Below are 24,702 nucleotides of genomic sequence, written 5' to 3'. Positions count from 1 at the left end.
CTCGGCTATCTGTCGGTGGAAGACTTGGCATCGTACATGCCTATTGCATCATGCACACTATGTGGCCTATGCACTTCCTCGTAAACATACGATGAAGTAAGCACGCACGACGACACACCGGCCTCGCCCGGCAGGAAGCAGGAGGTGCCCGAGCATGAGCAGGGCAACGCAGGAGGTCGAGTACGAGCAGATGCTCCTCAGCCGTCACGGGCTCCTGACCCACAGAAAGGGGCGCCGCAAGGACGGCCTCCTGGAGCGCAGCGCATACGTCCTGCTCAGCCGCATCCGCGTCCAGGGCCCCATGTCGGTCGGTGAACTCAGCGACGCCTTCGACCTCGACGCCTCCACCCTCAACCGGCAGACCGCCGCGGTCATGCGCGCCGGATTCGTGGAGCGCATCCCCGATCCGGACGGGGGCATGGCCCGCAAGTTCCGCATCACCGAGGAGGGAGCCAGAACCCTCGACGCGGAGCGGGAGGGCATGGTCGGCTCGCTGGAGCGGGTCATGGCCGACTGGCCCGACGAGGACATCTCCGCCTTCGCCGGCTACCTGCGCCGCTTCAACTCGGACATCGAACGGATCGGCGGCCGCCCCTGGCCGCGGCCCTGAGCCGGACGCACGGCAGGGGGCACCCCGGTCCGGGGCGCCCTCCCGTGTGCGCGGAGTCCGTCACGCCTTCGCGTGAAGGACCCGAACGGCAGAGCGCCCCGGCCGGCCGAAGCCGGTCGAGGCGCAAAGCCGCAGGTCGAGGAGGAACGCTCCGCCCTGCACCAGGTAGGCCGTGTGGGACTCGAACCCACAACCAACGGATTAAAAGTCCGCTGCTCTGACCAATTGAGCTAACGGCCCCTGATGGATCACCCCCCGAGCATAGCCGCACCGGGCCCGGCAGCCGATCGGGTATCGGGTGCCGGGCCTCGTCGCGCCCCGAGCGGGGCGGGTCAGCCTGTGGAATCGTCCGTGACCGCGCCCTCGCGATCCGGTGCGGCAGGCTTCAGGAACCAGTGGCGTGCCGACACCAGCCACCAGATCGCGGCGAAGCCGAGCACCACCAGGACCGCCAGAGGGGCGTAGTTGAAGCTCTCCCAGGTGACCGGCGAGACCTGGGGCAGCATGAAGAGCACCGTGATCACCCCGACCCAGGTCACGGCGACGATGCCGACGGGCCGGGACCAGCGGCCCAGGTGCCACGGCCCTCGGACGAAGTCGTCACCCCGCCGCAGCCTGAGCAGCGTGGGGATGACGTAGGCGATGTAGAGGCCGATGACGGCGATGGACGTCACGGCGGCGTACGCGGTGACGTTGATCAGATACGGGAGGCCGAGCGCCAGGGCGCCGAGGGCGGCCAGCCAGACCGCGGCGACGGGCGTGCGGGTGCGGGGGCTGACCGTGTGCCAGACGCGGGAGAAGGGGAGTGCCCCGTCGCGCGAGAAGGCGTAGATCATGCGGCTGTTCGCGGTCACGGACGCCATCCCGCAGAAGAGCTGGGCCCCGATCACGACGAGCAGCAGGAGCTTGCCCGTGGTGGCGCCGAGCGCGTCCAGGAGGATCTGGGCGGGCGGGGCGCCGGTCGGGGAGTTCAGGGCGCCGTCGTACGACTGGATGGCGAAGGTGAAGCCCAGCAGGAGGACGAAGCCGGCGATCCAGGACGTCCAGATGGACTGCACGATGCCGCGCGGCCCGGCCACGGCCGCGTCGTGGGTCTCCTCCGTCATGTGGGCGGAGGCGTCGTAGCCGGTGAAGGTGTACTGCGCCATCAGCAGACCGATCATCACGACGTAGAAGCCGCTGCCCCAGCCGGTGTTGTTGACGAACTCGGTGAAGACGTACGACGCCGACTGGTGCGAGTCCGGCACGAAGGTGAGCGCCCCCACGATGACGGCGACCCCGACCACGTGCCACCAGACGCTGACGTTGTTGAGGACGGCGACGATGCCCACACCGAAGGTGTTGAGCAGGCCGTGCAGGATCAGGATCGCCGCGAAGAGCAGGATCGTGCGGCCGGGTGTGACCTCGAAGCCGAACTGGAGGTTCAGGTACGCCCCGAGGAAGGACGCCGCGCCGAAGTCGATCCCGGCGGTGACGGCGACCTGGCCGAGCACGTTGAACCAGCCGGCGAACCAGGCCCACGCCGCGGCGGAGCGTGGCGGGGCGAGACGGTGGGCCCAGAAGTACAGGCCCGCGGACGTCGGGTACGCCGAACAGATCTCGGCCATCGCCAGGCCGACGAACAGCGTCATCAGTCCGACGCCGACCCAGCCCCAGGTGATGACGGCGGGACCGCCGGTGTTCATGCCGAACAGGTACAGCGTCAGGCAGCCCGAGAGCACCGAGATGATCGTGAACGAGACCGCGTAGTTGGAGAAGGCGGACATCCGGCGGGCGAGGACCTGGGTGTAGCCGAGTTCGGCCAGCCGCTCCTCGTCCGTCGTCGGAGCGGGCCTGCCCGGGTGTGCGTCCGGCGGTGGTGCCGCCACAGCGGCTTCGTCGTTTGTCATGCCCCCAGCGATGCCCTCGGGGACTGTCCGGAAACGCCTCGGGGCCCGTACACCACCGAAGTGTTGTACGGGCCCCGAGGACCGTTCAGTGAGTCAGCAGGACTCAGCCGTTGCGCTTCCAGCGCGGCTTGTCGTCACGGCGGCCGAAGGTGCCGGTGCCGGTACCCGTGCCGGTGCCACCGCGGTGGTCGTCACGACGGCCGGTCGGGCGGTCGCTGCCACCGGAGCGGAAGCCACCCGAGGGGCGGTCGTCACGACGGTCACGGTTGAACGGGCGGTCGCCGCCACCGGAGCGGAAGCCACCGGAGGGACGGTCGTCACGACGGTCGCGGTTGAACGACGGGCGGTCGTTGTCACGACGCTCGAACGGACGGCCACCCCGGTCGTCACGACGGTCGCCGCCACCGGAGCGGAAGCCACCGCCCACCGGACGGTCCTCGCGGCGGTCGTTGCTCCCGCGGAACGACGGACGGTCGCTGCTGCCGCGGTAGCCGTTGCTGCCGGCAGGACGGCCACTGCGCTCGCCGACCCGGTCGTTGCCACCGCGGTACCCACCGCGGTCGCCGCCCCGGTCGCCACCGCGGTCGTCACGACGGCCGTAGTTGCCACGCTCGTCACGACGGTCCTCGCGGGCTGCCGGCTGCTCCGGCACCGACGCGGCGGCCACCAGCGCGGCCTCGGCCTCGGCGGCCACCTCGGCCACCGCCGCCTCCGGGTCGTCGCCCCGCTCGCGGGCGGCACGGGCGACCAGGCGGTCGGCCTCCTCGCGCAGCTCGACGGCACGGCGCTGGATGCGCTCCAGCTGCTTGGTGAGGTCGGCGGCCTCGCGCTCGGCCTGCTTGGCCGCGTTGTTCGCGGAGTCGGCCTGGACCTCGGTCAGCGAACGGGCACCGGTGATCTCGGCGACCTCGGGCTCGAAGACGCCCGCGCCCTGCACGATGTGGCGCGAGGCGTCGACGCCCGCGTCCTCCATCAGGCGGAAGATCTGGCGGCGCTGGTGCGGGAGCGCCAGCGAGACGACGACACCGGACTTGCCGGCACGGGCGGTACGGCCCGAGCGGTGCAGGTAGTCCTTGTGGTCGCCGGCCGGGTCCACGTTCAGGACGAGGTCGATGCCGTCGACGTGGATGCCGCGGGCGGCGACGTCGGTGGCGACGAGGGCGTTGACGTAGCCCTTCTTGAAGTCCTCGAGGACGCGGGTACGGGCGCCCTGCGTCATGCCGCCGTGCAGCGCGTCGGCCTTCACGCCGGACTCGATGAGCTGCTCGGCGATGCGGTCGGCGCCCAGCTGGGTGCGGACGAAGATGATCGTGCGGCCCTTGCGGGCGGCGATGGCGGCCGTGACGGGCGCCTTGTCCTTCGGCTTCACGACGAGGACGTGGTGCGACATGGTCGAGACGTTGCCCTGGGCGCTGTCGACCTCGTGGGTGACCGGGTTGCTCAGGTAGCGCTTGACGAGCGTGCCGATCTCGTTCTCCATCGTGGCGGAGAAGAGCATGCGCTGGCCGCCACCGGGGATCTGGTCGAGCAGCTCGGTGACCTCGGGCAGGAAGCCCAGGTCCGACATCTGGTCGGCCTCGTCGAGGACCGCGACCTGGACGTTCTCCAGGGAGCAGGCGCCACGGTTGATGATGTCGCGCAGACGGCCCGGGGTGGCGACGAGGACGTCGACACCGCGCTCCAGCGCGTAGATCTGGTTGCCCATCGACGTACCGCCGCAGACGACCTTCATCTTGAGGCCGAGCACGTCGCCGTAGGGCTGCAGCGCGTCCGCGACCTGCATCGCGAGCTCGCGGGTCGGGGTGAGGATGATCGCGCGGGGCTTCTTCTTCTCGGTGTGGCCGCCGGACAGCGCGGCCAGGGTCGGAAGACCGAAGGAGAGCGTCTTGCCGGAGCCGGTACGGCCACGGCCCAGGATGTCCTTGCCTGCCAGGGCGTCCGGGATGGTCGCGGCCTGGATCGGGAAGGGGGCCGTCACACCGTTCTGCGCGAGCTTGCGGACGATGCCCTCGGGCAGTCCGAGCGAGGCGAACGTGACGCTCGGCTCGGCGTCCTCGGCGACCTCTTCGGAGGTCTCCACGACGGAGGTGTCGTCGGCGGGGGTCTCCACGACGGAGGTTTCCGCGGCGGGGGACTCCGCGGCGGGGGTCTCGTCGGTTGCCTGGGCCACTACGGCCTCGGCTGCCTCGACGACCTCGATGTTCTCGACGTCGTTCTCGGACATGACGGTGTTGTCAGAACTGGAAATTGACATGCGAAATGCGAAACCTTCCGGAGTCTCGGCACGCGCCCGTAACTCCGTGTTTTCGCAATTTCGACCGCCTCAATGCGGTCCAGCCACGGCAAGGGAGAGTACGCGCCACACGGCGCTCTTCTGTGTCGGCGCCGGGCAATGGGATCAAACGATCTACTACCATACGCACCCTCCCCCACTTCGCGCAAACCGGGCCGGTCAGGAGCCCGCTCACACCGGCGCGACCTGCGGTGATACCCGCGGGGTGGGCCACACCTCGACCCGCCCCGGAGCCCTCATCGCGTCCGTGCGGAGCTGCGCGGCCGGCGAGGCCGAGGGCTGCTCCGGCGGCGGCGAGGGCTCCGGCTCGGGCGAGGGCGGGGGCGGCTCGGGACTGGCCGCCGGAGGCGGCGGCTCGCCGGGGCCCGGAGCGCTGGGCTCGGGGGTGGGCAGAGGGCCGCCCAGGGTCGGCCGCGGGGTGCCGGGGCCGCCGGGCGCGGGCCGGGCGTCCTCGGCGCCGGCGGACGGAGCCCGCCCCGGGGCCTTGCCGTCCGGCTTCCGGGAGGAGCCCCGGTCGGACTGCGCCTCGGCCCGGCCGCCGCCGGAACCGGACCGGCCGGTGCCGGACACGGTGGTGCCGTCCGGCCGGGCCGAGGCCCCCTCCCGGCCCGCGGAACGCGAGGGTGAAGGCTCCCCGGCGTCGTCGCCGACACTCACACAGCCTGTGGACGCGGCGATCGTCAGCGCGGTGACGGCTGCCCAGCGGACGCGGGCGGACAACTGGCGCACGGGGTGGCACCTCCGGGGAGGAGAGACGGCGGACGGGAGAGCGATGTGTTCAACTCCCCCGCACCCGCCGGGGACACGCCCGCCCACAACACCCGCACACGCGCCGTCCGTCCGGATCACCCGCCGACGCCTCCGGGCCCGCCCGCCAGCTCCGCTCCCAGGAACACCGCCCCGAGCCCCACCAGCAGGGACACCAGCACATTGGCCCCGGCGAGGAAGCCGCGGCCCGTCTCGGCCAGTCGCAGGGTCTCGTAGGAGAACGTCGAATACGTCGTCAGCGCCCCGCACAGGCCGGTGCCCAGCAGCGCGTACAGAGGCGTGGACACCGCGGCCCCGGTGAGGACCCCGAGCAGCAGACTGCCCGCCGCGTTGACGGTGAGGGTCCCCCACGGGAAGACGTACGGCAGCCCGGCGCCGTGCCGCGCCTGCACCGCACGGTCCGTCAGATAGCGCAAGGGGGCCCCGACGGCGGCACCGAGGACGACCAGCAGCCAGTTCACGACGTCCGCCCCCTCCTGTCCACCAGCGCCCGGGTGAGCACGGCCGCCCCCCACACCGCGCCGAGCGCCGCCACGGTGGTCGCCGCCGCGTACGCCATGGCCGTCGCCGCCTCCTGACGCGCCAGCAGACGGGACACGTCACCGGCGTACGCCGAGAACGTGGTGAACCCGCCGAGCACGCCCACCCCCAGGAAAGGCCGCGCCAGGGGATGCTTCACCACGCCCCGTTCGGCGGTCAGCACCATCAGTACGCCGATCAGGGCACAGCCCGTGACATTGACGGCGAAGACCGCCCAGGGGAAGCCGCCCTCGGCCGCCGGCCAGGCGAGGGAGGCCGCGTACCGCGCGGTCGCCCCCAGGGCTCCGCCCGCGGCGATCACGGCCAGGACCCGCCACCGCCCGGCGCCCGCGGTCCCGGCACGCCGGGCGGGTACGGAGAGGTCGGGGCCGGCGGACGGCCGGGCGGGCGGCGGCTCCTGGGTGCTCACCCGTATCCCAGCTCGTGCAGCCGCTCGTCGTCGATGCCGAAGTGGTGGGCGATCTCGTGGACCACGGTGATCTCGGTCTCGGCGACCACGTCCTCGCGGGTCTCGCACATCCGCAGCGTCGGCCCCCGGTAGATGGTGATCCGGTCCGGCAGGACCCCCGCGTACCACTCACCGCGTTCGGTGAGCGGTGTGCCCTCGTAGAGGCCGAGCAGCTCCCGGTCCTCCGGGTCCTCCGGCTCCTCCTCCACGAACACCGCGACGTTGTCCATCAGCCGCATCAGCTCCGGCGGGACCCGGTCAAGAGCCAGGCTCACCAGCTCTTCGAACTCCTCGCGCGTCATCTCCAGCACCCCGCCATTGTCACGCACCCCCGGCCCGGACGGGCGGGCCGTACCCACCGCGGGGGCACCCGCCCGGCCCACAGCGGCACGTCCGCCCGCATGCCCGCCGCCCGAACGGGGCATACGCGCCCAATGGCACGCCCGTTCCACGCCGCAGCCGCCCGTGTCCGCCGCCTCCGCCGCCCGCGCGCCACCGCCCCCGCCGGCGGGCTCGTCCCCGCCACGCACCCCTGGCGACGCGCGTTCGGCCTGCTGGCCGTCGTCGTCCTGGGCGCCTGGCTCGGGCTCCTGGTCGTCGGCAGCGTGCGTACGCCGGTGGGGCCCATGGACACCACCATGACCCTGCGGCCGTCCGTGAGCGGCGGCACCAAGATCAACGTGTCACCGCTCGGCGCCCTGGAGCTGGACTCCCACCACGCCCCGGTGCGCCTGGACGTGGACGTCGATCAGCTGGACCCTGAGCGTTCGCAGGCCCTGGTCAAACACCCCGAGCGCATCTCCGGTCTCCAGGACGAGGTCACCGAGGACGTCGCCGCGGGTACCCGGGAGCTGGCCGTCCGTTCCTGCGTGGCTGTCGTCTCCGGCGCCACCGCCCTCGGCCTCGTCGTCTACCGGCGTCCGCGCCGCGCCCTGGCCGCCGGAGGCCTCGCCCTGGCGCTGCTGGCCGCCTCGGGCGTCAGCGCCTACGCCACCTGGAACCCGAAGTCCGTCCTGGAGCCGAAGTTCTCGGGGCTGCTCTCCAGCGCCCCGTCGGTCGTCGGGGACGCCCGCTCGATCGTCACCGAATTCGACGTCTACCAGCAGGAACTGGCCCGGCTCGTCACCAACGTCACCAAGCTGTACGACGCCACGTCCACGCTCCCCGTGTACAAGCCCGATCCGGCGACCATCCGGGTCCTGCAGGTCTCCGACATCCATCTCAACCCCGCCGCCTGGCACATCATCGGCTCGCTCGTCGAGCAGTACGAGATCGACGTGATCATCGACTCCGGGGACACGATGGACCACGGGACGGCCGCGGAGAACGGTTTCCTCGACCCGGCCCGCAGCCTCGGCGCCCCCTACGTCTGGGTGCGGGGCAACCACGACTCGAAGGAGACCCAGGCCTACCTGGAGAAGATGAAGAACGTGCACGTCCTGGACGAGGGGGCCGCGGTGACCGTGGCCGGTGTGCGTATCGCGGGCACCGGGGACCCCCAGTTCACGCCGGACCGCACGCGCCCCACGGGCGGCAGGGCGGCCGAGCAGCTCGCCGGCATGCGCCTCGCCTCGGCGCTGCGCGACCAGAGGCGGGCGGGCACCCCGGTGGACATCGCGGTCGCCCACGACCCGAACGCGGCACGGGAGACGGACGGAACGGTTCCGCTGGTCCTGGCCGGCCATGTGCACCACCGGGTGAACGAACTGCTGCCGCTGGGGACGCGGCTGAAGGTCGAGGGTTCCGCGGGCGGTGGCGGACTGCGCGCCGTGCAGAACGAGAAGCCCGAGAAGGTGCGCGCCTCGGTGCTCTATCTGGACCGCTCCACCCGGCATCTGCAGGCCTGGGACGAGATCACCCTCGGGGGTCTCGGCCTGACGACGGCCGAGGTCAGCCGCCATCTTCCGGAGGAGAACCTGAAGAGCCCGTCCCCTTCGCCGAGCGCCTCGACGACCTCCCCGTAAACCGTTTTGGCGATACCTCCCCGCATCCCATATGCTTCTCACGTCCCCGACGCGCTGGAAAGCGCGCAGGTGGGCCCTTAGCCCTCATCGTCTAGTGGCCCAGGACGCCGCCCTTTCAAGGCGGTAGCACGGGTTCGAATCCCGTTGGGGGCACGCTTTACCGTGTGCGAGACTTGTCTCGCACACTAGCTAGGTCCTGTGGAGCAGTTTGGAGTGCTCGCCACCCTGTCAAGGTGGAGGCCGCGGGTTCAAATCCCGTCAGGACCGCTGCAGCCCGTATGAGCTGCGTGGCTGGGTAGCTCAGTTGGTACGAGCGATCGCCTGAAAAGCGATAGGTCGCCGGTTCGATCCCGGCCCCAGCCACCACCCGAAGGCCCCGTCCACGGACGGGGCCTTCGTCGTGCTCAGGCCGCCCCTTCCTCCTTTCGGCCGGTACGCCTCCGCCACACCTGCACCGCGAGAATCAGCAGCACCACTGCCACCACGGCCCCCAGCATCGCCCCGTCCGACACCTGCTCGCCGACGCGCCGGGCCCACTGCTCGACGGCGAACGAATCGTCCACGTCCAGGAGTCCGGGGAGCGCGGTCGTCCCGTCGTACACGAGGAAGAGCACACCGAGCCCGGCGAAGAAGAGGCCCGAGAGCAGCGAGGTGCTGTGCACCGCGAAGCGGCCGGCACGCAGCGGCCTGCCGCGCAGCCAGGCCCTGCGGCCGAGGTCGAAGCGTTCCCAGAGCAGGGCGAGCACGAACAGTGGGACGGCCATGCCGAGGGCGTAGACGGCGAGCAGCAGACCGCCGTAGACGGGGCTGCCGCTGACGGCCGCCACCGTGAGGACGCTGCCGAGGACGGGACCGGCGCAGAAGCCCGCCAGCCCGTAGACCGCGCCCAGGGCGTAGACGGAGAACGCCGTCGTGGGCCGGATCCGGCCACTGAGCTCCGTCATCCGCCGGAAGGCGAAGCCCCGCCCCGCGATCTGGGCGAGACCGAGCCCGATGATCAGCCAGCCCGCACCCAGGACGAGGGCGTCCCGGTGCCCGTAGAAGAGCCGGCCTGCGTAGGAGCCGGCGGCCCCGAGCGGGACGAGGGTGGTGGCGAGACCGGTGTAGAAGATGCACGTGCGCGCCAGGAGCCGTGAGGCCGAGTCCACCGAGTAGGCGAGGAAGGCCGGGAGCAGCAGGGCGCTGCACGGGCTGACCAGGGCGAGCAGGCCACCGAGCAGGGCGGCGAAGTAACCGATGCCCGGGGTCACTTCGCCGGGTCCCCGGCGCTGCCGACGTTCGCTTCCTCCGCGGCCGCCGCTTCGATGGCCTGGGTGAAGACCGCCATGGGCTGGGCCCCGGCCAGGGGGCGGCCGTTGATCAGGAAGGACGGGGTGGACGTGGCCCCGATCCCGTACGCCTGTTCCCTGTCCTCGGCGACCGCGGCGGTGGCCGCCGCGCTGCCGGCGTCGCGTGCGAAGCGGTCGAGGTCCTTCACTCCGGCCTGCCGGGCGAGGGCCCTGAGGCGGTCCGCGCCGAACCCCTTCTCCTTGGCGTCCTCGGCGTAGGCGGCCCGGTGGAAGGCCCAGAAACGGTCCTGCCGCCCCGCGGCCCAGGAGGCACGGGCGGCTGCCTCGGAGGCCTTGCCGAAGATCGGGAAGTTCCGCCACTCGATGCGCAGGGTGCCGTCGTCGACGTACCTCTTGATCAGTTCGGGTTCGGTGTCCCGGGCGAACTTCCCGCAGTAGCCGCACTGGAAGTCGGCGTACTCGATCAGGACGACCGGGGCGTCGGTGCTCCCCCGGGCCAGCTTGTCGCCGGCGTCGCGGCGGGCGAGCTCCGCCAGCTCCCGGTAGACGTCCGGGTCCGGCCCGGTGGCCGTGGCGGCGGCCGGGGTGCCGGAGGGGGACGCGTCCGGGGCGGTCGCCCGGTAGGAGACGAAGCCGAGCAGCCCGGCGGCGACCGCGACGACGAGGCCGTAGAGCAGCGGCTTCCTCACGGAGGACGGTTCTTTCGCCGAGGGCGGGGGACGGCGGGCAGGCATGGTCATGCGGCGCTCCGTGCGAGTGCGTGGGGGGTGAGCAGGACGTTGCGGGTACGTGGGGCCCGCCTGCGCCCCCGGCGCGGAGCGTTCGGCGGCAGCGGTCGTCTCCCGGAACGTGGAGCCGCCCAGCAGGGGACGGGTGGTCGGTTGCCCGGAATGGTACGTGCTGTGACCCTCGGTGCCGCTCCGTCACCACCGTCGTCCGCGGAGCACTCGCGGAGCCGTCGGGGACGCGGTGCGACGCGGCCAGGGCGAAATACGTTCGCCACTCCTCGCGCCCGGGTGAGATCCTGGGATCCGTATGTCTACTTCCTTCGCCGATCTCCAGACCCAGCTCGGGCAGCTCTCGCTCCGCGACGCGCACCGGCTCGGCCGTCGTCTCGAGGGTGCCCGCCGCATCCGCAAGCCCGAGGCCCGTCAGTCCGTGGTGGACGAGATCTCGGCCGAGGCCGGGAAGGCAGCCGAGCGGCTCGCCGGACGCGCCGCGCGGATGCCTGCCCTGTCGTACCCGGAACAGCTTCCGGTCAGCCAGAAGAAGGACGAGATCCTGGAGGCGATACGCGACCACCAGGTCGTGATCGTCGCGGGTGAGACCGGCTCGGGCAAGACCACGCAGATCCCCAAGATCTGCATGGAGCTGGGGCGCGGCGTCCGGGGCATGATCGGGCACACCCAGCCCCGCCGGATCGCGGCCCGCACCGTCGCCGAGCGCGTCGCGGACGAGCTGAAGACCCCGCTCGGCGAGGCCGTCGGCTGGAAGGTGCGCTTCACCGACCAGGTGAATCCGGACGCGACCTTCGTGAAGCTGATGACGGACGGCATCCTGCTGGCCGAGATCCAGACGGACCGCGAGCTCCTCGCCTACGACACGATCATCATCGACGAGGCCCACGAGCGTTCGCTGAACATCGACTTCCTGCTGGGCTATCTGGCCCGGCTGCTGCCCAAGCGCCCCGATCTGAAGGTCGTCATCACCTCGGCGACCATCGACCCGGAGCGCTTCGCCAAGCACTTCGGCGCGGCGCCGATCGTGGAGGTCAGCGGGCGCACGTACCCGGTGGAGGTGCGCTACCGGCCTCTCCTGGAGGACGACACAGATGACTCCGACCGCGACCAGATCACCGCGATCTGCGACGCCGTCGACGAGCTGGACCGCGAGGCCCCCGGCGACGTCCTGGTCTTCCTCTCCGGGGAGCGGGAGATCCGTGACACCGCGGACGCCCTGAACAAACGCAACCTCAGACACACCGAGGTGCTCCCCCTCTACGCCCGGCTCTCGCACGCCGAGCAGCACCGGGTGTTCCAGCGCCACACGGGGCGCAGGATCGTTCTGGCGACGAACGTCGCCGAGACCTCCCTGACCGTCCCCGGCATCAAGTACGTGATCGACCCGGGCAACGCCCGCATCTCCCGCTACAGCCACCGCACCAAGGTCCAGCGGCTGCCGATCGAGCGGATCTCGCAGGCCAGCGCCAACCAGCGCAAGGGCCGCTGCGGCCGTACGTCGGACGGCATCTGCATCCGGCTGTACTCCGAGGACGACTTCCTGACCCGCCCGGAGTTCACCGACCCCGAGATCCTGCGGACCAACCTCGCCTCCGTCATCCTCCAGATGACCGCGGCCGGCCTCGGCGACATCGAGAAGTTCCCCTTCATCGACCCGCCGGACCACCGCAACATCCGCGACGGCGTCCAGCTGCTCCAGGAGCTCGGCGCGCTCGACCCGGAGGAGAAGGATCCGAAGAAGCGGCTCACCCCGCTGGGCCGCAAGCTCTCGCAGCTGCCCGTGGACCCCCGCCTGGCCCGCATGGTCCTGGAGGCCGACAAGAACGGCTGTGCCCGTGAGGTCATGGTCATCGCCGCGGCGCTCTCCATCCAGGACCCGCGTGAGCGCCCTTCCGAGAAGCAGACGCAGGCCGACCAGAACCACGCCCGGTTCAAGGACGAGACGTCCGACTTCCTGGCGTACCTGAATCTCTGGCGCTACGTCCGCGAGCAGCAGAAGGAGCGCGGCTCGTCCTCCTTCCGCCGGATGTGCAAGCAGGAGTACCTGAACTTCCTGCGGATCCGTGAGTGGCAGGACATCTACGCGCAGCTGCGCACGGTCGCCAAGCAGATGGGCATCGCCGTCGAGGAGCCCCGGGGCGACGAGGGCGTACCCGAGCAGGCGGTGCACACCTCGCTGCTGGCGGGGCTGCTGTCGCACATCGGGCTGAAGGACACCGAGAAGAACGAGTACGTCGGCGCGCGCAGCGCCAAGTTCGCGATCTTCCCGGGCTCCGCGCTCTTCAAGAAGCAGCCGCGCTTCGTGATGTCGGCCGAGCTGGTCGAGACGTCCCGGCTGTGGGCCCGGGTCAACGCGAAGGTCGAACCGGAGTGGATCGAGCCGCTCGCCCAGCACCTGCTGAAGCGGACCTACAGCGAACCGCACTGGGAGAAGGACCAGGCCGCGGTGATGGCGTACGAGCGGGTCACGCTCTACGGAGTACCGATCGTCGCCCAGCGCAAGATCAATTTCGGCCGAATCGACCAGGAGGCGTCGCGCGATCTGTTCATCCGCAACGCCCTGGTCGAGGGCGACTGGCGCACGCACCACCAGTTCTTCCACGACAACCGCAAACTGCTGGGCGAGGTGGAGGAGCTGGAGCACCGCGCCCGGCGCCGCGACATCCTCGTGGACGACGAGACGCTCTTCGACTTCTACGATCAGCGGATTCCGGAGCACATCGTCTCCGGGGCGCACTTCGACTCCTGGTGGAAGCACAAGCGCCGCGACGAGCCGGACACGCTCGACTTCGAGCGCTCCATGCTCATCAACGAGAAGGCCTCGGCGGTCACCAAGGACGACTACCCCGACTCCTGGCGGCAGGGGAAGCTCAAGTTCCGGGTGACCTACCAGTTCGAGCCGGGCGCGGACGCCGACGGGGTGACCGTCCACATCCCGCTCCAGGTGCTCAACCAGGTCACCTCCGAGGGCTTCGACTGGCAGATCCCGGGCCTGCGCGAAGAGGTGGTCACCGAGCTGATCCGCTCGCTGCCCAAGCCGATCCGCCGGCACTACGTGCCCGCCCCGAACTACGCGGACAAGTTCCTCGACCGGGCCGTTCCGCTCCAGGAGCCGCTCCCGTTCACGCTCGCCCGCGAGCTCCAGCGGATGGTCGGTGTCCCGGTCACGGCCGACGACTTCGACCTGTCCCGGATCCCGGACCACTTGAAGATCACCTTCCGGATCACCGACGAACGGCGCCGCAAGGTCGCCGAGGACAAGGACCTGGAGGCGCTGAAGATCCAGCTGCGCCCCAAGGCCCGCCAGGCCCTCTCCCAGGCCGCCGCGGCGACCGCGGGGCCGTCGGGCGAGTCCATCGAGCGCTCGGGCCTCACCGACTGGACGATCGGCACCCTGAACCGCGTCTTCGAGACCCGGCGGGCGGGCCAGCCGGTGAAGGCGTATCCGGCCCTCGCCGACCAGGGCGAGACCGTCGCCGTACGCCTCTTCGACACGGAGGCCGAGCAGCAGCAGGCGATGTGGCGCGGCACCCGGAAGCTGATCCTGCTGAACATCCCGGTGAACCCGGCCAAGTTCGCCTCGGACAAGCTCACCAACCAGCAGAAGCTGGCCCTGTCCCGCAATCCGCACGGCTCCATCCAGGCGCTGTTCGACGACTGCGCGACCGCGGCTGCCGACCGGCTGATCGCCGCGCACGGAGGCCCGGCCTGGGACGAGGCGTCCTTCCGGAAGCTCTACGACAAGGTGCGCGCCGACCTGGTGGACCTCACCGTCCGCACGATCGGCCAGGTGCAGCAGATCCTGGCCGCCTGGCAGGCCTGCGAGCGCCGCCTGAAGTCGACGAACAGCCTGGTCCTGATCAACAACGTCACCGACGTACGGGACCACCTGGCACGCCTCGTACCTCCCGGGTTCGTCACGGCGACCGGGCTGCGCAGGCTGCCCGACCTGATGCGCTACCTCGTCGCCGAGGACCGCCGGCTGCAGCAGATGCCGACGAACGTCCAGCGCGACACCACGCGCATGGAGAAGGTCCACGAGATGCAGGACGAGTACGCCTGGCTGCTCGAACAGCTGCCGCAGGGACGGCCCGTGCCCCAGGAGGTCCTGGACATCAGCTGGATGATCGAGGAGCTCCGGGTGAGCTATTTCGCGCACGCGCTGGGCACCGCACAGCCCGTCTCCGACAAGCGGATCGTGAAGGCGATCGACGCGGCCGCACCGTGAAGTCGGCGCGGCCGCACCGTGGAACGACCCCCCACCGGGCGGTGACGGCCTCCGCACGGTGAGTGAGTTCGACCTGGCCCTCGGACCTCCTGTAGTGTCTGTCTTCGCAGCCCGCCGCAAGGCAGGAAGCGAAAACCTGGTCCTGTGGAGCAGTTTGGAGTGCTCGCCACCCTGTCAAGGTGGAGGCCGCGGGTTCAAATCCCGTCAGGACCGCAGTAGACGAAAGCCCGGATCCCCTGGATCCGGGCTTTCGTGCGTCTTGACGCCGGCTCCCGCCGCGGGTAACTCCGTAGGACGGAGTCCGCCCCTGTTTCCCTCGGCCCGGGGCGGCGGGTCCACCGGGAGGCCGCACGCATGCCTGCGCCCACGGAAAGGCACGAGACCCGCGCGCTGCTGCGCGCCCACCTGGCGGCCGCCTCCGGCTACCGCCACCTCACCCGGCACTGTCCGATCTGCCATCGCCTGCTGCGGCTCGCCATGGAGCCCCTGACGGCCCCACAGGCCCCTCGTACGCCCGTGGAGCCCGGCAACTCGACGGAGGCGGCGCGCGCCCCGGAGACGGGCGCCGGGGACCCCGCAGCGGACGCCGGGGCGGCACCCCTCCCGCTTCGGCGGCCGGCGGGCGACGGGGCGACCGGAACGGACTGCCGCGCGGGCCGCCCCGAGACCCTCCTCGAAGCCCGGCCGGAGGCCCGCCCCGGGGACGAAAGTCCTCCCGCGACATGACCATCTCCCGCAGCCGGGCGCCCCCATGCAGTGGCAGGCTCGTAGTTGGCAAGACCATGCCGGTGTGACGGGAGTCACCGAATCAGTTTTGCGCAGGGGGGACCTTACGCACTTCCTACAACTGGCGAATTTAATATGTGCAATTGCACTGCCTTGGACGTACATCCCGGACCGTTCCGCCCGAGCCCTCCCACGGCATCCGGGACCCGGGCGAACAGCCCCGAACAGGCCCGCCCGGAGTCGCACACGAACCCACCCGCAAACCGACCCGTCGGCTGGTTCGGGCAGCCACCCGCACCGTTCGGGCACCTGCCGCGCCCCGGCGGGCGCACCCCCAGGTCGCCCTGCGCACCTGTCCGGGCACAAAAAAATCGCGCTGGACCCGGCGGAGTCCAGCGCGATCGAACGACGAACCCGCATGTCACAGGCATGGCACCCGTTGGGGCGGGCACCCGTCGTATGGAGCTATGAGTGGGACACCGGGGGTTGGGGGACCCACCAGCGCCCTGTTGTGGCTGCGGCGACAGGGGTGTGTCAGGCCTCGCTGCGCTGCTGCGGAATACCCGCAAGCAGTGCGCGGACCTCTGCCTCGCGGTACCGGCGATGTCCACCGAGCGTGCGGATGGACGTGAGCTTGCCGGCCTTTGCCCACCGGGTGACCGTCTTCGGGTCCACGCGGAACATCGTGGCAACCTCAGCCGGGGTCAGCAGCGGCTCGGCATCAGGGGTGCGAGCGGTCATGAGCGGCCTCCTCGGGAGAACCGAACCATCTCGGTTCTTTCCTCTAAATTCTGCACCTTGACCCGCGTTGCCCGAAATGGCGGACGCGGGCCGAGTCGGTTATAGGACGAACGGCTTGTCCTCGGCACTACAACTACACCATCCGTCCAGCCACGTCGGCCAAACCGATGGAATTGCCCTCCCAGGTGTTCATCAGCGACGGAAGCCGATGGACCATGCCATAGCGGACAGTCACGCCCCAGTAACGATCAGTCACAGGACAATCAGGAGTCGTCAGAAGTCATCAGACCCCCCATAGCGTGCAATGCTGAGCATTCCACCCATAGTTGGGCGGACAGAGTCCTCCCCGGACTCCTTGTCCTATTTTGGCATGAGGAGTAGGGAAGGGCGCAAGGGCCCCGTTAGTGCTGTCCGTCACGCTTGAGGCAAAGGCCCGGTTCGGGACGTAGGTCCCGGCCCTCACGGGTGGACTCCCGTCCCACCTGTCGCACGCGTCACATCGGGCGTGGGTTCATGACCCGTCAGTTCCCCTCATGACATCCCCGTTCACCTCCGCCGGGCTCCCGCGGCGCCGACCGATGTCGGACACCTCACAGGATGTCTCTTCCCTGCGGATAGCCCCTCTATGCGGCGGTGCGTTCCAATTCACACCGCTTCGGGCTAGTTGGAGGACTGCAGGTCGCGCACCGCCCGCCAGCGGTCGGCGAGGCGTCCGTACGCGACACCCGCGGCGTCGCTGTCGCCGGAGCGCAGCGCCGCGATGCCCTCGGCCACGTCCGCGGCCGACCGGTCCCCCGCGAGCTGCTCGCCGCTGAGGGCATGGACCAGGCCGCCGTAGTCCAGCTCGACCATGGCGCGCGGGTGGAACTCCTCCAGCCAGCGCCCCACCTCCACGAGCCCCTCGGTGAGCGGCCCTTCGTCGACGGTCTCCCGCAGCGTCCGCAGCGCCCTCGCCAGCCGGCGGCGCGCCTGCACCATCGGCGTCCGGTACCGCAGCAGGGGGCGCTCCACGCCGGCGCCCGCGGCGACGTACTCCCGCTCCTCGTCGTCGAAGAGGACGAACCAGCGCACCGGCACGTGCCACACCGTGGTCCGGATCCAGGGACGGGCGTCCGGGTTCCGCTCGGCCCACCGCTCGTAGTCCGCCTCCGCCTGCCCGCGCACCACCGGGGGCAGCACCGCGTCCAGCACAGTGGCCGGAAACAGACCCCCCAGTTCGCCCATGGCCAGCCAGCCGCGCATCCGGGTCCGCCACGGGCAGACACAGATCGCGCCGTCGACCACCGCGACGAAGGCGTCCGCACTCTCGTGCACCGGCACCGCCACCGGCGGAGTGGGGACCAGGTCGGCGAGCGAACGGCGCAGCTCGTCCTGGGCCGTGGGGAGCTCCGAGCGCCGCGCGTAACGCGTCCAGTGACTCCGTTCGGGTTCGCGGAAGGCGGCGAGTGGCTCGTACACCCGCAGGTAGGACGCGTAAGGGACGAGCACCGAAGACACCACCGACATGCGGTAAATCGTGTCACGCCCGTACTCCACAGGGGGGTGATCCCGGGCACGGGAACAGATCTACGTGCCACGAGGACTTACGCTCGTGCCCAGTCGGACCGGCCGGAGCCGGTCGGTCCGAGGCCCTCCCCACCTTCAGGAGGGTCTTCCGCCGCTTCGTACTTGGGAGTCACCACAGTGACCGATGTGACCGGCGTGCCCGTCCAGGCCGATGTCCTGCGCACCCTGTTCCACTCGGATCAGGGGGGTCACGAGCAAGTCGTGATCTGCCAGGACCGTGCGAGCGGCCTCAAGGCCGTCATCGCCCTCCACTCCACCGCCCTGGGCCCGGCCCTCGGCGGGACCCGCTTCTATCCGTACGCCTCCGAGGCGGAGGCGGTCGCGGACGCGCTGAACCTGTCGCGCGGCATGTCCTACAAGAACGCCATGGCCGGCCTCGACCACGGAGGCGGCAAGGCCGTCATCATCGGCGACCCGGACCTGGTCAAGTCCGAGGAACTGCTGCTCGCCTACGGCCGGTTCGTGGCCTCGCTCGGCGGACGCTACGTGACCGCCTGCGACGTCGGCACCTACGTCGCCGACATGGACGTCGTCGCCCGGGAGTGCCGCTGGACCACCGGCCGCTCCCCGGAGAACGGCGGCGCCGGCGACTCCTCCGTGCTCACCGCGTTCGGTGTCTTCCAGGGGATGCGGGCCTCGGCCCAGCACCTGTGGGGCGATCCCACCCTGCGCGGCCGCAAGGTCGGTGTCGCGGGCGTCGGCAAGGTCGGCCACCACCTGGTCGAGCACCTGCTGAGCGACGGCGCCGAAGTCGTCGTTACGGACGTGCGCGAGGAGTCCGTGCGCCGGGTCACCGACCTGCACCCCGAGGTGTCCGTGGCCGTGGACACGGACGCGCTGATCCGCACCGAGGGCCTCGACATCTACGCCCCGTGCGCACTCGGCGGCGCGCTGAACGACGAGAGCGTCCCCGTACTCACCGCCAAGGTGGTGTGCGGCGCGGCCAACAACCAGCTCGCGCACCCCGGCGTCGAGAAGGACCTCGCCGACCGCTCGGTCCTGTACGCACCGGACTACGTGGTGAACGCCGGTGGCGTGATCCAGGTCGCGGACGAGCTCCACGGGTTCGACTTCGACCGGTGCAAGGCCAAGGCCACAAAGATCTTCGACACCACGCTGGCCATATTCGCACGTGCGAAGGCGGATGGTATTCCGCCGGCCGCCGCCGCCGACCGGATCGCCGAGCAGCGGATGGCGGACGCCCGCCGCCGCTGAACGCCTCGGCCGCCGTGCCGAGCACCGCGCCCCCGCCACCGGTCCGCGAGGAGGACCCGGTGGCGGGGGCGTTCGCGCAGGCGGCGGGGACGCCGGCGGGCCGCAGGGAGACAAGACTCACTCCGGTCGGCGGGTCGGCCGTCCTCAAGAGGTTAAAATCGGGGTTGACCAGCGAGGACGGGCTCCTCTGCGGTCCTGCACCGAGGCACGTGATGCGGGCGGCGTACCGTATGGCCGAGGAAGCAGGTACCGTTAAAGCCACGGGCGCGGTCTCTCTACCGAGAGTCCGTCCTGAAACATGAACGCGTGTCAAGACTCTGGGGCCGTCGAGCCCCGTCACCGAGGGGGTCGAGCCATGGGGCGCGGCCGGGCAAAGGCCAAGCAGACCAAGGTCGCCCGTCAGCTGAAGTACAGCAGCGGCGGGACAGACCTGTCGCGTCTGGCCAATGAGCTGGGCGCATCACCTTCGAGTCAACCACCGAACGCCGAGCCGTTCGAGGACGACGACGAGGAAGATGACCCGTACGCACAGTACGCGGATCAGTACAACGACGACGAGGACGCGGACGGGGACGACCAGTCCGGTCCGTCGTCACAGCGCCGCGGCGCTTGACCTCGCGCTGACACATCAACCCGGTCCGGGCCTGCCCGGACCGGGTTCTGTGCTGTCCCGGCACGCACGGGCGAGGTGCCACCGTGATCGGCGCGGAAGGCTCCGTCGCCGGTCCGGGGCCGTACCGGACCGGCGGTGGCGGCGTCCTACCGTGCGTAGCTGCCCGTCAGCTCGGCGCCCGTCGCGTGGTCCCCGCGCTCGGTGATCTCACCGGCGACCCAGGAGTCGACACCCCGGTCGGCCAGCGTCGTCAGGGCCGCGTCCACCGAATCGGCCGGGACGACCGCGATCATGCCGACACCCATGTTGAGCGTCTTCTCGAGCTCCAGCTGCTCGACCTGTCCGGCCTTGCCGACCAGGTCGAAGACGGCGCCCGGCGTCCAGGTGGCGCGGTCGACCGTGGCGTGCAGCCCGTCCGGGATCACCCGGGCCAGATTGTTGGCCAGGCCGCCACCGGTGACGTGGCTGAAGCCGTGCACCTCGGTCGTACGGGTCAGTGCCAGGCAGTCCAGGGAGTAGATCCTGGTGGGCTCCAGGAGCTCCTCACCGAGCGTCCTGCCGAACTCCTCGACCTGACGGTCCAGGGTCCAGCCGGCCCGGTCGAAGACCACGTGGCGCACGAGCGAGTACCCGTTGGAGTGAAGACCGGACGACGCCATCGCGATCACGGCGTCACCCTTACGGATACGGTCCGGGCCGAGCAGGCGGTCGGCCTCGACCACGCCCGTACCGGCGCCCGCGACGTCGAAGTCGTCCGGACCCAGCAGGCCCGGGTGCTCGGCCGTCTCGCCGCCGACGAGGGCGCAGCCCGCGAGGACACAGCCCTCGGCGATGCCCTTCACGATGGCCGCGACACGCTCGGGATGCACCTTGCCGACACAGATGTAGTCGGTCATGAAGAGCGGCTCGGCGCCGCAGACGACCAGGTCGTCGACGACCATGCCGACGAGGTCGTGGCCGATGGTGTCGTACACGCCCATCTGACGGGCCAGATCGACCTTCGTGCCGACGCCGTCGGTGGCCGAGGCGAGCAGCGGGCGCTCGTAGCGCTTGAGCGCCGAGGCGTCGAAGAGGCCGGCGAATCCGCCGAGACCGCCGAGGCCGGCGACCTCGGGGCGCTGCGTCTTCTTCACCCACTCCTTCATCAGCTCGACGGCGCGGTCACCGGCTTCGATGTCGACGCCCGCCGCAGCGTAGGAAGCACCTGTTGTCTCAGACATGGCCCGGGATCTTTCGTGTGGGAATACGGGGCTGGTGGAGCAGCGACCGGTCGGTCCGGATCACGGACGACGCAGTGCGTCGGCCGCCGCGGTCGCGGCGGGACCGGCCGCCAGCTCCGTCTCCAGCAGCTGCTTGCCGAGCAGTTCCGGGTCCGGAAGCTCCATCGGGTATTCGCCGTCGAAGCAGGCGCGGCAGAGGTTCGGCTTGTCGATCGTCGTCGCCTCGATCATCGCGTCGATCGAGATGTACGAGAGCGAGTCGGCACCCATGGAGGTGGCGATCTCGTCGACCGACATGCCGTTGGCGATCAGCTCGGCCCGCGTCGCGAAGTCGATGCCGAAGAAGCAGGGCCACTTCACTGGCGGGGAGGAGATCCGGATGTGGATCTCGGCTGCTCCCGCCTCGCGGAGCATCCTCACCAGGGCGCGCTGGGTGTTGCCGCGGACGATCGAGTCGTCGACGACCACCAGGCGCTTGCCCTTGATGACTTCCTTGAGCGGGTTCAGCTTGAGCCTGATGCCCAGCTGGCGAATGGTCTGCGAGGGCTGGATGAAGGTCCGGCCGACGTAGGCGTTCTTGACCAGTCCGGCCCCGAACGGAATTCCGCTCGCCTCGGCGTAGCCGATGGCCGCGGGGGTTCCGGATTCCGGCGTCGCTATGACCAGATCGGCCTCGGCCGGAGCCTCGGCCGCCAGCTTCCGGCCCATCTCCACGCGGGAGAGGTAGACGTTCCGACCGGCGATGTCGGTGTCGGGGCGGGCCAGGTAGACGTACTCGAAGACACAGCCCTTGGGCTTCGCTTCCGCGAAGCGTGAGGTGCGCAGGCCGTTCTCGTCGATGGCGACGAGCTCGCCCGGCTCGATCTCGCGGACGAAGCTGGCGCCGCAGATGTCGAGGGCTGCGGACTCGGAGGCCACCACCCAGCCACGCTCGAGACGGCCGAGGACCAGGGGGCGGATGCCCTGCGGGTCACGGGCCGCGTAGAGCGTGTGCTCGTCCATGAAGACGAGCGAGAAGGCGCCCTTGACCTCGGGGAGCACCTTTGCGGCGGCCTCCTCGATGGTGAGCGGCTTGTCGTCGTCGTCTCTCTGGCCGGCGAGCAGCGCGGTCACCAGATCGGTGTCGTTGGTCGCCGCGACCTGGGTGGCACGCCCGTCCTTGCGAGGAAGGTCGGCGACCATCTCGGCGAGCTGAGCCGTGTTGACCAGGTTGCCGTTGTGACCCAGGGCGATCGAGCCGTGCGCGGTGGCACGGAACGTCGGCTGCGCGTTCTCCCACACCGAGGCACCGGTGGTGGAGTAGCGGGCATGACCGACCGCGATGTGGCCCTGGAGCGATCCCAGAGACGTTTCGTCGAAGACCTGCGAGACCAGTCCCATGTCCTTGAAGACCAGGATCTGGGACCCGTTGCTCACTGCGATGCCCGCGGACTCCTGTCCACGGTGCTGCAGGGCATACAGTCCGAAATAGGTGAGCTTGGCGACCTCTTCGCCGGGAGCCCAGACACCGAAGACGCCGCAAGCGTCTTGGGGGCCTTTCTCTCCGGGGAGCAGGTCGTGGTTGAGTCGTCCATCACCACGAGGCACGGCACCGAGTGTAGGCGAGATCGACCACCGGTCCGAATTGGACGACCGCCCGGCACGGGCCGCGGGCACGACGGCGGCGCCCTTCCGGCGGGCGCCGGACCCGGCGTCGGACGATCACTCCGGGTGACCCCGGCGCGGTTCGCCCTTCGGGCCCGGTGCCCCTCGGGCCGCCGAGGACCGGGATGGAGGGCGGTTACCGACGGGTCGGGCAGGACGGGGGCCGTGACCCGCGACCGCCCCTCCCGAGGCCCGGATCGGGCCGGGACCAGTGGCGGATCGGGCGATGGCCGAACGCCCGTATCGTGGCGAGCCTCACACCGCGGGGCCCCGGCCGGGACCCCGCAGGCGGCTCCGGCGGGTCGACGGTCCGCACCCGCCCGCCCCGTCCGGGCGGAAGATCGGCGGGCGGGTCCGTTGTCACGTGAGACGGCTGTCCGCAGTGCGAGACCACCGTTGACAGGCTCATGGCCCGTTGGCAGGCTCCATCCCCATGCAGCCCCTCGGTGATCATTCGGTCACGCTCGTGGAGCGCCGCCACGTCGATCTGGGACGTGTCGCGAGCGCCATCTGTCGCTGCGCCTGAGCCTGTCGCACCCCCGGAACCCTTCGAGGGCATTCGCCTCGAACTCCGGCACGCGCACACGCGTTTCCGCCTCTCCTCCTTTCCGCCCCTCATGACCGGGCCTGCCACCGTGCGTACCCGCTCCTGACGGGCACCGCCGCGTTCTTCCCCCTCGCGCCCCACCCCCGACCGACGGCCGGGGCCCGCCCAGGAGACCTCATGACCTCTCGTGATTCGAACATGCATGCGGATACGCGTTCCGGTTCGCCGCTGAGCCGCCGCACTTTCACCACCGCCGTCGGCGCGACCGCCGCCGCGGCCGCCGCGGGGATACAGGCCGCCGCCCCGGCGGCGGCCGCCCCCGTGACGACGCCCGGCGAACGGCCCTTCCGCGCCGCCCGCGGCAAGCACGCGCGCCGTCCCAACATCCTGTTCATCCTCGGCGACGACCTCGGTTGGGCGGATCTCTCCTCGTACGGCGCCCCGCACATCCGGACCCCCAACCTGGACAAGCTGGGGCGCCAGGGCGTGCGGTTCACCGATGCCTACGCCGGGTCCGCGACCTGCTCCCCCACCCGCTTCAGCCTCTACACCGGGCGCTACCCGGGGCGGACGAAGGGCGGGCTCTCCGAGCCCATCGCCGACAGGTCCGTGGGGCTGGAGCCCACCCACCCGACGCTGGCGTCCCTGCTGCGCGGTGCCGGCTACGCGACCGCGCTCATCGGCAAGTGGCACTGCGGATACCTGCCGGACTACAGCCCGACCAAGTCGGGCTGGGACGAGTTCTTCGGGAACTTCGGCGGAGCCCTGGAGTACTACTCCAAGCTCGGTCTGGGGGGCGAGTACGACCTGTACGAGGGCGATGCCGAGTACAAGGACCTGCGCTACTACACGCGGATCCTGACGGAGCGCGCGAGCGAGTACGTGCAGCGCGACCACGACAAGCCGTGGCTGCTCAATCTGAACTTCACCACCCCGCACTGGCCGTGGATCGCGGACGGGGACACGGAGGCGAGTGCCGAGATCGTCCGCCGGATCGAGGCAGGTGACCGGGGTGCCCTCTGGAACGCCGACGGCGGTTCGGTCGAGAAGTACACCGAGATGGTCGAGGACCTGGACCGCTCGGTCGGCGAGGTGCTGAAGGCGCTGAAGCGGTCCGGTCAGGAGGAGGACACCCTGGTCTTCTTCGCCAGCGACAACGGCGGCGAGCGCTTCTCCTACAACTGGCCGCTCTCCGGCAACAAGAGCTCGCTCCAGGAGGGCGGCATCCGGGTCCCCTCCGTGCTGCGCTGGCCGGCGCGCATCGACGGCCACCAGGTCAGCGACCTCCCGGTGTTCTCGCCCGACTGGACGGCGACCCTGCTGGAGCTCGGCGGAGCGCGGCCCGACCCCGCTCACCCGCTCGACGGCGTCAGCCTCGCCGGGTATCTGCTGCGGGACGAAGTGCCCGAGGAGCGCGACCTGTTCTGGCGGGTGCGGGGCGAACGGGCGCTGCGGCGCGGCGACTGGAAGTACTACCGGGGGAAGGGCGGCGCCGACCAGCTGTTCAACCTGGCCGACGACCAGCGCGAACAGGCCGACCGCGCGGCGGCCGAACCGAAGCGGCTGGCCGGGCTGAGGGCTTCGTGGGAGAGGACGAACTCGGGCCTGCTCCCCTATCCGACGGGTTCATGAGGCCCCGGCGGAGCGGATCAGCCCCGGTC

The 24,702-nt window shown here is 70.6% G+C and carries 20 protein-coding genes and 5 tRNA genes; 12 read left to right on the top strand and 13 right to left on the bottom strand.

Going from position 1 to position 24,702, the window contains the following annotated elements:
• The first annotated feature begins 154 nt into the window (after nucleotides 1-154).
• A complete protein-coding gene (locus tag ACFUNE_RS18595; RefSeq protein WP_383568593.1) occupies nucleotides 155-610 on the top strand; it encodes a MarR family winged helix-turn-helix transcriptional regulator in 456 nt (151 codons plus the stop codon).
• A gap of 166 nt (nucleotides 611-776) precedes the next feature.
• Here the strand turns inward: ACFUNE_RS18595 and ACFUNE_RS18590 are convergent.
• The 7 genes from ACFUNE_RS18590 to ACFUNE_RS18560 form a co-directional block, all read right to left on the bottom strand.
• Nucleotides 777-850 (bottom strand) — tRNA-Lys (locus ACFUNE_RS18590).
• Between the two features lie 92 nt (nucleotides 851-942).
• Complete coding sequence (locus ACFUNE_RS18585) at nucleotides 943-2,499, bottom strand: amino acid permease (protein ID WP_383568590.1); 1,557 nt, start codon at nucleotides 2,497-2,499, stop codon at nucleotides 943-945.
• 103 nt (nucleotides 2,500-2,602) lie between these two features.
• Complete coding sequence (locus tag ACFUNE_RS18580) at nucleotides 2,603-4,723, bottom strand: DEAD/DEAH box helicase (RefSeq protein ID WP_383568587.1); 2,121 nt, start codon at nucleotides 4,721-4,723, stop codon at nucleotides 2,603-2,605.
• Between the two features lie 240 nt (nucleotides 4,724-4,963).
• A complete protein-coding gene (locus ACFUNE_RS18575) occupies nucleotides 4,964-5,521 on the bottom strand; it encodes a hypothetical protein (protein WP_383568584.1) in 558 nt (185 codons plus the stop codon).
• A gap of 116 nt (nucleotides 5,522-5,637) precedes the next feature.
• Nucleotides 5,638-6,021 carry a fluoride efflux transporter FluC gene (locus tag ACFUNE_RS18570; RefSeq protein ID WP_383568581.1) on the bottom strand — a complete coding sequence of 128 codons (384 nt, stop codon included), beginning with the start codon at nucleotides 6,019-6,021 and terminating at the stop codon, nucleotides 5,638-5,640.
• Nucleotides 6,018-6,509 carry a CrcB family protein gene (locus tag ACFUNE_RS18565; protein ID WP_383568579.1) on the bottom strand — a complete coding sequence of 164 codons (492 nt, stop codon included), beginning with the start codon at nucleotides 6,507-6,509 and terminating at the stop codon, nucleotides 6,018-6,020. Before ACFUNE_RS18565 ends, ACFUNE_RS18570 begins: the two co-directional genes overlap by 4 nt.
• On the bottom strand, nucleotides 6,506-6,859 hold the full coding sequence (locus ACFUNE_RS18560) for a metallopeptidase family protein (protein WP_015578045.1): 354 nt from the start codon (nucleotides 6,857-6,859) through the stop codon (nucleotides 6,506-6,508). The genes ACFUNE_RS18565 and ACFUNE_RS18560 overlap by 4 nt, the downstream gene beginning before the upstream one ends.
• Before the next feature lie 123 nt (nucleotides 6,860-6,982).
• On the opposite strand from ACFUNE_RS18560, the gene ACFUNE_RS18555 reads away from it, so the two are divergent.
• The 4 genes from ACFUNE_RS18555 to ACFUNE_RS18540 all read left to right on the top strand — a co-directional run bounded on the left by ACFUNE_RS18555 (nucleotide 6,983) and on the right by ACFUNE_RS18540 (nucleotide 8,878).
• Nucleotides 6,983-8,512: a metallophosphoesterase gene (locus tag ACFUNE_RS18555; protein ID WP_383568576.1), complete on the top strand. Its 1,530-nt coding sequence runs from the start codon at nucleotides 6,983-6,985 to the stop codon at nucleotides 8,510-8,512.
• Nucleotides 8,513-8,592: 80 nt separating this feature from the next.
• Nucleotides 8,593-8,665 (top strand) — tRNA-Glu (locus ACFUNE_RS18550).
• Nucleotides 8,666-8,704: 39 nt separating this feature from the next.
• Nucleotides 8,705-8,779: transfer RNA gene (locus tag ACFUNE_RS18545), tRNA-Asp, on the top strand.
• 22 nt (nucleotides 8,780-8,801) lie between these two features.
• Nucleotides 8,802-8,878: transfer RNA gene (locus ACFUNE_RS18540), tRNA-Phe, on the top strand.
• A 38-nt stretch (nucleotides 8,879-8,916) separates the two neighbouring features.
• On the opposite strand, the gene ACFUNE_RS18535 is transcribed toward ACFUNE_RS18540, so the two are convergent.
• Both ACFUNE_RS18535 and ACFUNE_RS18530 read right to left on the bottom strand, forming a co-directional pair.
• On the bottom strand, nucleotides 8,917-9,762 hold the full coding sequence (locus ACFUNE_RS18535) for a cytochrome c biogenesis CcdA family protein (RefSeq protein ID WP_383568573.1): 846 nt from the start codon (nucleotides 9,760-9,762) through the stop codon (nucleotides 8,917-8,919).
• Nucleotides 9,759-10,535 (bottom strand): DsbA family protein, encoded by a 777-nt coding sequence (locus ACFUNE_RS18530; protein WP_383568688.1) that lies wholly within the window; start codon nucleotides 10,533-10,535, stop codon nucleotides 9,759-9,761. The genes ACFUNE_RS18535 and ACFUNE_RS18530 overlap by 4 nt, the downstream gene beginning before the upstream one ends.
• A 301-nt stretch (nucleotides 10,536-10,836) precedes the next feature.
• Between ACFUNE_RS18530 and hrpA the strand changes: the two genes are divergently transcribed.
• From hrpA to ACFUNE_RS18515, 3 genes are all read left to right on the top strand, one after another.
• A complete protein-coding gene (gene hrpA, locus ACFUNE_RS18525) occupies nucleotides 10,837-14,769 on the top strand; it encodes an ATP-dependent RNA helicase HrpA (RefSeq protein ID WP_383568570.1) in 3,933 nt (1,310 codons plus the stop codon).
• 138 nt (nucleotides 14,770-14,907) lie between these two features.
• Nucleotides 14,908-14,982, top strand: a tRNA-Asp gene (locus ACFUNE_RS18520).
• 141 nt (nucleotides 14,983-15,123) lie between these two features.
• Complete coding sequence (locus tag ACFUNE_RS18515; protein ID WP_383568567.1) at nucleotides 15,124-15,495, top strand: DUF6274 family protein; 372 nt, start codon at nucleotides 15,124-15,126, stop codon at nucleotides 15,493-15,495.
• Nucleotides 15,496-16,029: 534 nt separating this feature from the next.
• On the opposite strand, the gene bldC is transcribed toward ACFUNE_RS18515, so the two are convergent.
• Nucleotides 16,030-16,236, bottom strand: coding sequence for a developmental transcriptional regulator BldC (bldC, locus tag ACFUNE_RS18510; RefSeq protein ID WP_003949541.1), 207 nt, complete (start codon nucleotides 16,234-16,236; stop codon nucleotides 16,030-16,032).
• A 660-nt stretch (nucleotides 16,237-16,896) separates the two neighbouring features.
• Entirely contained in the window at nucleotides 16,897-17,742 is an 846-nt protein-coding gene (locus tag ACFUNE_RS18505; protein WP_383568564.1) for a hypothetical protein, read from the bottom strand.
• 177 nt (nucleotides 17,743-17,919) lie between these two features.
• On the opposite strand from ACFUNE_RS18505, the gene ACFUNE_RS18500 reads away from it, so the two are divergent.
• Both ACFUNE_RS18500 and ACFUNE_RS18495 read left to right on the top strand, forming a co-directional pair.
• On the top strand, nucleotides 17,920-19,017 hold the full coding sequence (locus ACFUNE_RS18500; protein WP_383568561.1) for a Leu/Phe/Val dehydrogenase: 1,098 nt from the start codon (nucleotides 17,920-17,922) through the stop codon (nucleotides 19,015-19,017).
• Between the two features lie 355 nt (nucleotides 19,018-19,372).
• Nucleotides 19,373-19,630 (top strand): DUF3073 domain-containing protein, encoded by a 258-nt coding sequence (locus tag ACFUNE_RS18495; RefSeq protein ID WP_383568559.1) that lies wholly within the window; start codon nucleotides 19,373-19,375, stop codon nucleotides 19,628-19,630.
• Between the two features lie 146 nt (nucleotides 19,631-19,776).
• Here ACFUNE_RS18495 and purM read toward each other — a convergent pair whose 3' ends face one another.
• Both purM and purF read right to left on the bottom strand, forming a co-directional pair.
• Nucleotides 19,777-20,850, bottom strand: coding sequence for a phosphoribosylformylglycinamidine cyclo-ligase (gene purM / locus ACFUNE_RS18490; RefSeq protein WP_383568556.1), 1,074 nt, complete (start codon nucleotides 20,848-20,850; stop codon nucleotides 19,777-19,779).
• Nucleotides 20,851-20,910: 60 nt separating this feature from the next.
• Entirely contained in the window at nucleotides 20,911-22,437 is a 1,527-nt protein-coding gene (gene purF / locus ACFUNE_RS18485) for an amidophosphoribosyltransferase (protein WP_383568553.1), read from the bottom strand.
• Between the two features lie 490 nt (nucleotides 22,438-22,927).
• On the opposite strand from purF, the gene ACFUNE_RS18480 reads away from it, so the two are divergent.
• Together ACFUNE_RS18480 and ACFUNE_RS18475 are read left to right on the top strand one after the other, a co-directional pair.
• Nucleotides 22,928-23,020, top strand: coding sequence for a putative leader peptide (locus ACFUNE_RS18480; RefSeq protein ID WP_351527697.1), 93 nt, complete (start codon nucleotides 22,928-22,930; stop codon nucleotides 23,018-23,020).
• Nucleotides 23,021-23,218: 198 nt separating this feature from the next.
• On the top strand, nucleotides 23,219-24,673 hold the full coding sequence (locus ACFUNE_RS18475; protein ID WP_383568550.1) for a sulfatase-like hydrolase/transferase: 1,455 nt from the start codon (nucleotides 23,219-23,221) through the stop codon (nucleotides 24,671-24,673).
• The last annotated feature ends 29 nt before the right edge of the window (nucleotides 24,674-24,702 follow it).

It is taken from the genome of Streptomyces sp. NPDC057287 (assembly GCF_042667905.1).
Lineage (GTDB): Bacteria > Actinomycetota > Actinomycetes > Streptomycetales > Streptomycetaceae > Streptomyces.
The sequence above is the reverse complement of the archived record's forward strand: the minus strand, read 5'-3'. Positions and strand labels throughout refer to the sequence as shown.

What these genes read in the sequence shown, in the direction of transcription:
- purM (WP_383568556.1), bottom strand. Translation starts at nt 20,850, where the DNA reads ATGTCTGAGACAACAGGTGCTTCCTACGCTGCGGCGGGCGTCGACATC.
- hrpA (WP_383568570.1), top strand. Translation starts at nt 10,837, where the DNA reads ATGTCTACTTCCTTCGCCGATCTCCAGACCCAGCTCGGGCAGCTCTCG.
- ACFUNE_RS18480 (WP_351527697.1), top strand. Translation starts at nt 22,928, where the DNA reads ATGCAGCCCCTCGGTGATCATTCGGTCACGCTCGTGGAGCGCCGCCAC.
- ACFUNE_RS18585 (WP_383568590.1), bottom strand. Translation starts at nt 2,499, where the DNA reads ATGACAAACGACGAAGCCGCTGTGGCGGCACCACCGCCGGACGCACAC.
- ACFUNE_RS18580 (WP_383568587.1), bottom strand. Translation starts at nt 4,723, where the DNA reads ATGTCCGAGAACGACGTCGAGAACATCGAGGTCGTCGAGGCAGCCGAG.
- ACFUNE_RS18495 (WP_383568559.1), top strand. Translation starts at nt 19,373, where the DNA reads ATGGGGCGCGGCCGGGCAAAGGCCAAGCAGACCAAGGTCGCCCGTCAG.
- bldC (WP_003949541.1), bottom strand. Translation starts at nt 16,236, where the DNA reads ATGACCGCTCGCACCCCTGATGCCGAGCCGCTGCTGACCCCGGCTGAG.
- ACFUNE_RS18475 (WP_383568550.1), top strand. Translation starts at nt 23,219, where the DNA reads ATGACCTCTCGTGATTCGAACATGCATGCGGATACGCGTTCCGGTTCG.
- ACFUNE_RS18505 (WP_383568564.1), bottom strand. Translation starts at nt 17,742, where the DNA reads ATGTCGGTGGTGTCTTCGGTGCTCGTCCCTTACGCGTCCTACCTGCGG.
- ACFUNE_RS18595 (WP_383568593.1), top strand. Translation starts at nt 155, where the DNA reads ATGAGCAGGGCAACGCAGGAGGTCGAGTACGAGCAGATGCTCCTCAGC.
- ACFUNE_RS18515 (WP_383568567.1), top strand. Translation starts at nt 15,124, where the DNA reads ATGCCTGCGCCCACGGAAAGGCACGAGACCCGCGCGCTGCTGCGCGCC.
- ACFUNE_RS18530 (WP_383568688.1), bottom strand. Translation starts at nt 10,535, where the DNA reads ATGCCTGCCCGCCGTCCCCCGCCCTCGGCGAAAGAACCGTCCTCCGTG.
- ACFUNE_RS18555 (WP_383568576.1), top strand. Translation starts at nt 6,983, where the DNA reads ATGGCACGCCCGTTCCACGCCGCAGCCGCCCGTGTCCGCCGCCTCCGC.